This is a genomic window from Pyramidobacter sp. CG50-2, from assembly GCF_003612005.1.
Classification (GTDB): domain Bacteria; phylum Synergistota; class Synergistia; order Synergistales; family Dethiosulfovibrionaceae; genus Pyramidobacter.
Window position 1 is genome coordinate 23,042 of record NZ_RAWT01000032.1, and the last position, 7,411, is coordinate 30,452.

Consider the following 7,411-nt stretch of genomic DNA (forward strand, 5'->3'; position numbering starts at 1 on the left):
TCAATCCTTCGCGCCTTTGATCTTTTCGAGCGCGCGGGGCCGCTTGATCTCCGTTGGCGGCGCGATGATCGTTTCCCCCTCGCCGGCGTCGATGCCGTTGCGGCGCAGGACGACGGCGGCGGTGCGCCAGAGGATCTTGAGGTCGAGCCACAGGCTGAGGCGGTCGACGTATTCGAGATCGTACTGGAGGCGCTTTTCCCAGCTCATGGCGTTGCGGCCGTTGATCTGGGCCAGTCCCGTGAGGCCCGGGCGGACGGAGTGGCGGCGCGCTTCCTCTTCGCTGAAGAGCGGTAAAAAATCGACCAGCAGCGGACGCGGCCCGACGAGGCTCATCTCGCCCTTGAGGACGTTCCACAGCTCGGGCAGTTCGTCGAGGCTCGAACGGCGCAGCCAGCGGCCGAACGGCGTGAGGCGCTCCCGGTCGGGCAGCGGGCGTCCCGAAGCGTCGACGGCCTGGCGCATGGAACGGAACTTGTAGTTCAGAAAAATCTTTTCGCCGCGCCCCGGGCGCGGCTGAGCGAAGACGACGGGAGAGCCCAGCTCCCTTTTCACCCGCAGCGCGACCCGGATCATCAGCGGGGAAAAAATCAGCAGCGCCCCCAACGATCCGACGATATCCATAAGCCGCTTGAGCGGCAGATAACTTTTTCCGCTGATCAGGATCATGTCTTTGGCCTCCGCGAAGATTTTTTTCATTATATCCCACCGGCCGCGAAATGGGGCGCGTTTCCTTCCCGCCGCGTTTCGTTTTGCCGCCGCCTTGATTTCTTCGGCGCTTCCTGTATGATGATTGGTATTCGTGGAAGAAAGGGGGCGGCGGCGTTGGAAGACATTCTCGAAGGGCTGAACGCGGCCCAGCGCGAGGCCGTGACGGCGACGGAAGGTTACGTGCGCGTCATCGCCGGCGCCGGATCGGGCAAGACGCGCGCCCTGTCGCGGCGCTTCGCCTGGCTGGTGGACGGGCTGGGCGTGATGCCCGGGCACATCCTCTGCGTCACCTTCAGCAACAAGTCGGCCAACGAAATGCGCCAGCGCATCCACGCGCTCACCGGCGACAACGACACGGGCTACGTCAACACGTTTCACGGCTTCTGCGTCTCCGTCCTGCAGGAGGACAGCCACGCCGTGCAGTATCCGAAAAGCTTCATCGTCCTCGACAACTCCGACATCGACGACATCCTCAGGATCGTTTACGCCGAGCGCGGCCTGACGCTGCGCGACATGACCTTCGCCGAGGCGCGCGACATGTTCGAGATCCGCAAGCTCTTCAAGGAACCGCTGTACTGCCGCGACCTGATCGCCCTGCCGCTGGAGCGGCTGCGCAAAAAGTACGAGGAAGCCGCGGAGCCGTCGGACATTTTGTTTTACGGCTATCTCTATCAGCAGAAGAAATGCTTCGGCCTCGACTACAACGACCTGATCGTCTTCACGCTGCACATCTTCGAGCGCGAGCCCGAGATCCGCCGCAAGTGGCAGCAGCGCCTCGAATATATCATGATCGACGAGTTCCAGGATATCGACGGGCTCCAGTACCGCCTCATGGAAGCCCTTTGCGGCTTTCACAAGAACCTGTTCGTCGTCGGCGACCCCGACCAGACCATCTACACCTGGCGCGGCGCCAGCGTCAGGTACCTGCTCGATTTCGACGCCCGCCACCCGGGCACGCGCACGATCATGATGATGGAAAATTACCGCTCCACGCCACAAATCCTCGCGGCCGCCAACAGCCTGATCGACAAGAACGAGACGCGCGTCAAAAAAGACCTGCTCCCCGTGCGCGCCCCCGGCGCCCCGGTGCGCTGCTTCCACGGCGAGACGGCGGAGGACGAGGCGCGCTGGATCGCCGCCGAGATCAAAAGGCTCCGCGAAGCGGGCGCGCCCTACAAGTCGTGCGCGGTGCTGTATCGCGCCCATTACCTGACGCGCAGCCTGGAAGCGGCGTTTTTGAAGGAGAAGATCCCCTACACGATCTACGCCGGCGTGCAGTTCTACAACCGCGCCGAGATCAAGGACGCGCTCGCCTACCTGCGCCTGGTCGCCTACCGCGACGACCTCTCCTTCCGCCGCGTGGTCAACGCGCCGCGGCGCAACATGGGCGCGCGGCGCATGGCCTTTTTGGAAGAACAGGCGGCGTCTCGCGGCTGCTCGCTGTGGGAGGCGCTGACCGCGACGCTGGACGAGGAGATCTTCAAGGGCACCCGCGCCGCCGCCTTCGTGAGCCTGATCGAACGGTTTGCCGCCGCCGGCCCTGCCCTGCCCGTGTCGGAAGCGCTGTCCGGACTCCTCGACGAAAGCGGCTACGAAGCCATGCTGCGCACCGAGGGAGCTCAGCAGCGCCTCGACAATCTGGCCGAGCTGAAACAATCCGTCCACGAGTACGAGACGACCTGCGGCGAGGAAAGCGGCGTCGCCGATTACCTCCGCCGCGCGGCGCTGTTCACCGACGGCGACCGCGCCGAGTCGGCTGACACGGTGCGCTTCATGACCGTGCACGCGGCCAAGGGACTGGAATTTCCCTATGTCTTCCTGTGCGGCATGAACGAAGGCGTGTTCCCGACGCGCCGCACGCGCACGCTGCACGCGATGGAGGAGGAGCGCCGCCTCGCCTTCGTCGCCGTGACCCGCGCCCGCGACGCCCTCTGCCTGACGGAAGCCGACGGCCGCACGCTGGACGGTTCGCCGCGCTATCCGAGCCGCTTCATCCTCGACATCGACCAGGGACTTCTGCAGTACGTCACGCCGCCGCGTCCCGGCCTGATCGAAGAGGCCCGATACCGCATCGCCGAGAGCGAAAAGCAGCTGCGCCGCGACAGCCGGATCGAGGCGCTGCCGCCGGGTACGGCCGTGACGCACCCGGTTTTCGGTCCCGGCGTGATCGTCGAAGCGGATGCGGGCGAACTGTGCTACACGGTGCGCTTCGACCGCCTCGCCACGCCGCGCCGCCTCAGCTTCAAAGCGCCGCTGACCAAGGTGTAGCCCGCGCGTTTTGACGAGCCGGGCATGTTCGATGCGCGAATATTCGATCCAAGAGCAACGAAGTCGAGTGGAAAACCTCATCAGGAGATTTCCTGCTAAGGCATTTACGCGGGCGAATGTTTAAGCGGTTGACATACATTTGGATGATTTCGTCGGGTATCTCCGTGACATCCCTCTTTTTGGGAAAGTATTCCTTCAAGAGCCCGCTGGTGTTCTCGTTCGTTTCTCTCCGTCGTGGTTGATGCGGCTCGGGATAATAGAGCTTGATCCCTTCAAGACCGGCGCTGATCTGTTCGCAGTTGGAGAACTCGCAGCCACGGTCGGGGGGCAACGCTCTTATGCGGCGGGGCTTTCAGCAGGTCGATGACGGTCCTGGCGACGCAGCAGTCGGCGGTCTTGCTCTCCGCCTTGCGGCACAGAAGCATACGGCTCTTTCGGTCGGCCAGAGCGGCACGACAGGCTTTCCCTATTGTGCCGCACATGGTATCGGCTTCCCAGCCGCCCAACCGCCGTCTTTCATTGGCGACCTTGGGACGCTGGGTAAGCTTGAACATGAGTGGAACATTTTATGAAAAGAAGTGGATGGAACGATGGACGCGGGGATGAGAGAAGAACGGCTCGAGATCGACGGCATTCCCGTTTTGATCCGTGGAGAGGCGGCTGAAAAGGCGTTTTTGATGATCCACGGTCGGGGCGGCTGCAAAGAAGAGTGCCGCGATTTTTCGGGATTGGCGGCGAGCCGGGGCTGGCAGACGGCGGCGCTCGATCTGCCGGGGCACGGCGAGCGCCGCGGAGAGCGGAGCGGCCTTGTGCCTTGGAATGCTGTGCCGGAACTTAAGAGGGTGACGCGCTGGGCGCGTTGCCGGTGGGAATCGGTCGCCCTGCGCGCGGTCAGCATCGGCGCGTGGCTTGCCATGCTGGCTTGCGCCGACGAGAAACTGTCCGGCGCCCTTTTCGTTTCGCCGCTGCTCGATATGGCCGGTTTGATCCGCAGGATGATGCAACGCGCCGGATTGAGCGAGGAGCGTCTGCGCCGCGAAAAAATCGTCCGCGCGGCGACGGGGGAGGAGCTTTCATGGCCGTATTACGAATACGCGCGGCAGCATCCGGCAAGCGTCTGGCGCCAGCCGTGCGAAATTCTCTTGGCAGGCCGTGACGAATTGACGGACCGCGGCGCCGTGGAAAAGTTCGCGATGGCTTCGGGCGGCCGCGTGACGGTGATGGAAACAGGAGAACATTGGTTCCATACGCCGGAACAAACGGCTTTCATGCATTGCTGGGAAGAACGGGCGCTTGCCCGGCTGGAGGCTTTATCATGAACTACGTCGACAGCCACTGCCATCTCAACTCGCCGGAGCTGCGCGGCGGCATTCCCGCGGGGCTGGAGCGGGCAAGGGGCGCGGGCGTCGTCCGCATGGCGGTGATCGGCAGCACGCTGGACGACAGCGCCGAGGCGCTGGAAATCTGCCGCCGGTACAAGCCGTACGGTTTGTTCCCCGTGGTCGGAATCCATCCGCACGAAGTCAAGGATCTGCCGGCGGGCGAACTGCCGCGGGAGCTGCTGGACATGGCCGCGCTTCCCGAAGTGAAAGCCTGGGGCGAGATCGGCCTCGACTACTATTACGACCTGTCGCCGCGCGCCGTGCAGATCGAAAAGCTGGCGCAGCAGTTGGAAGCCGCCAAGACGCTGAACAAGCCCGTGGTCTTCCACGTGCGCGACGCCTACGACGATTTCTGGCCGCTGATGACGGCGGAACGCGCGCCGGAAAAGGCGGAGTTGCACTGCTTCACCGGCTCCATGGACGACGCTCGCAGGGCGCTGGACCGCGGCTGGAAGATCGGCGTCACGGGGCTGGTGACGTTTGCCAAAGCGGAGGACGTCCGCGCCGTCGTGCGCGGGCTGCCGGCGGAAGCGATCCTGTGCGAGACCGATTCGCCCTGGATGTCGCCGAAACCGTTCCGCGGCACGGTCAATGAGCCGTCGCGCGTGTCGCTGGTCTACCGCAAGGTGGCCGAAGTGAAAAACATGGCGCTGGAGGAACTGACCGCCCAGGTCTGGCGCAACAATATGGAATTTTTCGGTCTGGAGGAAGCCGCACGTGTTTGAGTATCGATTGATCGCACAGGATCCCGAGACGGGGGCGCGCGCCGGCGAGTTCGTTACGCCGCACGGCGTGATCCCCACGCCGGTTTTCATGCCCGTGGGCACGCAGGCCACGGTGAAGGCCATGAGTCCCGACGAGCTGAAGCGGATCGGCGCCAAGATCATCCTGTCCAACACCTACCATCTGTTTTTGCGCCCCGGTCCCGACCTGATCGCCAAGGCCGGCGGGCTGCACGGCTTCATGAACTGGGACCGCCCCATCCTCACCGACAGCGGCGGCTTTCAGGTGTTCTCGCTGGCCGGCATCAGCAAGGTCATGGACGACGGCGTCGAATTCCAGTCCCATCTGGACGGCACGCGCTATCTGATGACGCCCGAGCTGGCCACGCAGGTCCAGGAGAAGCTGGGCGCCGACATCGCCATGTGCTTCGACCAGTGCGTCAAGCTGCCCTGTTCGCGAGAGCAGGCGCAGGCCGCGGTGCAGCGCACGCTGCGCTGGGCGGCGCGCTGCAAAGCCGCTCATACCCGCGCCGGTCAGGCGCAGTTCGGCATCGTGCAGGGAGCTCTGTTCGACGACCTGCGCGCCGCCTGCGCCGAGGAACTGGCGCGGATGGACTTCCCCGGCTACGCCATCGGCGGTCTGTCGGTGGGCGAGTCGCACGCGGAGATGTACCGCTGCCTCGACGCCTTGATGCCGCGTCTGCCGGAGTGCAAGCCGCGCTATCTGATGGGCGTCGGCCATCCCGCCAATCTGATCGAGGGCATCGCCCGCGGCGTCGACATGTTCGACTGCGTGCTGCCGACGCGCAACGGCCGCACTGGCACCGTGTTCACCCATGAGGGCAAGATGAACGTCAAGAACCGGCGCTACGCCGAGGACTTTTCGCCCATCGACCCCGAGTGCGATTGCTACGCCTGCCGCAACTTCACGCGCGCCTACGTGCGCCACCTCTATCGGGCGGGCGAGATCCTGGCGGTGCGGCTGCTCTCGTGGCACAACATCCATTTCCTCGTCCGGCTCGCGGCCGGCGCGCGGCAGGCCATCGTCGAAGGGCGCTTCGGCGCTTACCGCCGCGAGTTCATGACGCGGTACGAAGGCGGCGCTTACCTTGAAAACGTATGACAATATCGTCCCCGTCGATTTCTGGAATCCCGATCCGCAGGTGATCGCCCGCGCCGCGGCGCTGATCCGCGCCGGCGAGCTGGTGGCCTTTCCCACCGAGACGGTCTACGGACTTGGCGGCAACGCGCTGGACGGCGAGGCGGTGAAAAAAATTTACGCCGCCAAAGGGCGTCCTTCGGACAATCCGCTGATCCTGCATTTCCCCAGCCCCGAAGCGGTGGAGGCGGCGGCGTATGTCGACGCTCGCGCCCGGCGGCTGATGGAGCGCTTTTGGCCGGGGCCGCTGACGCTGGTGCTGCCGGCTCGCGACTGTGTGTCGAAGGAGGCGCGCGGCGGGCTGACGACGGTCGGCTGCCGCATGCCCGATTATCCTGCGGCGCTGGCGTTCTTCTCCGCCTGCGGCGTGCCCGTGGCCGGACCGAGCGCCAACCGCAGCGGCCGCCCCAGCCCCACGAACGCGCGGACCGTAGCCGAGGACATCGGCTCTGCCGCGGCGATGATCCTCGACGCGGGCGAGTGCCGCGTCGGCGTCGAATCGACCGTGCTCGACGTGAGCGGCGCCGTGCCGGTGCTGCTGCGCCCCGGCGGCGTTGCCATGGAAGAGTTGCGGGAATTCCTCGGCGAAGTGGCGCTGCCCGTCGGCGTCAACGAACTCAAACGCTCGCCGGGAACCCGTTACCGCCATTACGCCCCTTCGGTGGAAGTGCGCGTCTGGGAGCCGGGCGCGGCGTTCGCCTGGCCGGAGCGTTTCACGTACATGGGCGTGGCGGCGGCGGAAGAAGAGCCCGCGCGCCAGATCCGTTTCGACAGTTTCGCAGCGTATGCCCACGGCCTTTTCACGGCGCTGCGCGAGCTGGAAAAAGACGGTCTGCCCATCGTCGCTCAATGGCCGCCGCTCGTCGGCATCGGCCGGGCGCTGCGCGACCGCATCTCCCGCGCCGCGGGGCTGGCCTGAGACGAAAAAAAATTTCCGGTTTCCCGTTCGGAAGCCGGAAATTTTTTTGGTAAATTTTCAGAGTAAATGCAACCTCGTCAAAGTAAATGCGACGGGGTTGCATTTACTTTGACAGGACAAAAGCAGCAAGCAGTCATTACGAACACATAATAACGATCAAGATTGCGCTAACGGAACAAATTCAAGGGGATGAAAAGCTGTTACGAGGAAATTGTCCGAAAAAAGAGCATACAAAAGTGACCCTCAACTGAAA

At 64.3% G+C, this 7,411-nt stretch carries 7 protein-coding genes; 5 read left to right on the forward strand and 2 right to left on the reverse strand.

What is annotated here, in order from left to right:
• Positions 1-696, reverse strand: a complete 696-nt coding sequence (locus D7D26_RS07815; protein ID WP_274703149.1) for a sugar transferase — start codon at positions 694-696, stop codon at positions 1-3.
• A gap of 87 nt (positions 697-783) precedes the next feature.
• On the opposite strand from D7D26_RS07815, the gene D7D26_RS07820 reads away from it, so the two are divergent.
• Complete coding sequence (locus tag D7D26_RS07820) at positions 784-2,976, forward strand: ATP-dependent helicase (RefSeq protein ID WP_233543500.1); 2,193 nt, start codon at positions 784-786, stop codon at positions 2,974-2,976.
• Positions 2,977-3,248: 272 nt separating this feature from the next.
• Here D7D26_RS07820 and D7D26_RS12160 read toward each other — a convergent pair whose 3' ends face one another.
• Positions 3,249-3,530: a hypothetical protein gene (locus D7D26_RS12160; RefSeq protein WP_147413058.1), complete on the reverse strand. Its 282-nt coding sequence runs from the start codon at positions 3,528-3,530 to the stop codon at positions 3,249-3,251.
• A gap of 48 nt (positions 3,531-3,578) precedes the next feature.
• Here D7D26_RS12160 and D7D26_RS07830 point away from each other — a divergent pair, with 48 nt between their 5' ends.
• From D7D26_RS07830 to D7D26_RS07845, 4 genes are read left to right on the forward strand one after another with little or no spacing between them, the layout of a single operon-like run.
• Complete coding sequence (locus D7D26_RS07830) at positions 3,579-4,295, forward strand: alpha/beta hydrolase (protein WP_120372673.1); 717 nt, start codon at positions 3,579-3,581, stop codon at positions 4,293-4,295.
• Positions 4,292-5,083 carry a TatD family hydrolase gene (locus D7D26_RS07835; protein WP_120372668.1) on the forward strand — a complete coding sequence of 264 codons (792 nt, stop codon included), beginning with the start codon at positions 4,292-4,294 and terminating at the stop codon, positions 5,081-5,083. The genes D7D26_RS07830 and D7D26_RS07835 overlap by 4 nt, the downstream gene beginning before the upstream one ends.
• Positions 5,076-6,203 (forward strand): tRNA guanosine(34) transglycosylase Tgt, encoded by a 1,128-nt coding sequence (tgt, locus tag D7D26_RS07840; protein ID WP_120372669.1) that lies wholly within the window; start codon positions 5,076-5,078, stop codon positions 6,201-6,203. The genes D7D26_RS07835 and tgt overlap by 8 nt, the downstream gene beginning before the upstream one ends.
• On the forward strand, positions 6,190-7,158 hold the full coding sequence (locus D7D26_RS07845) for an L-threonylcarbamoyladenylate synthase (RefSeq protein ID WP_120372670.1): 969 nt from the start codon (positions 6,190-6,192) through the stop codon (positions 7,156-7,158). Before tgt ends, D7D26_RS07845 begins: the two co-directional genes overlap by 14 nt.
• Positions 7,159-7,411: the final 253 nt, after the last annotated feature.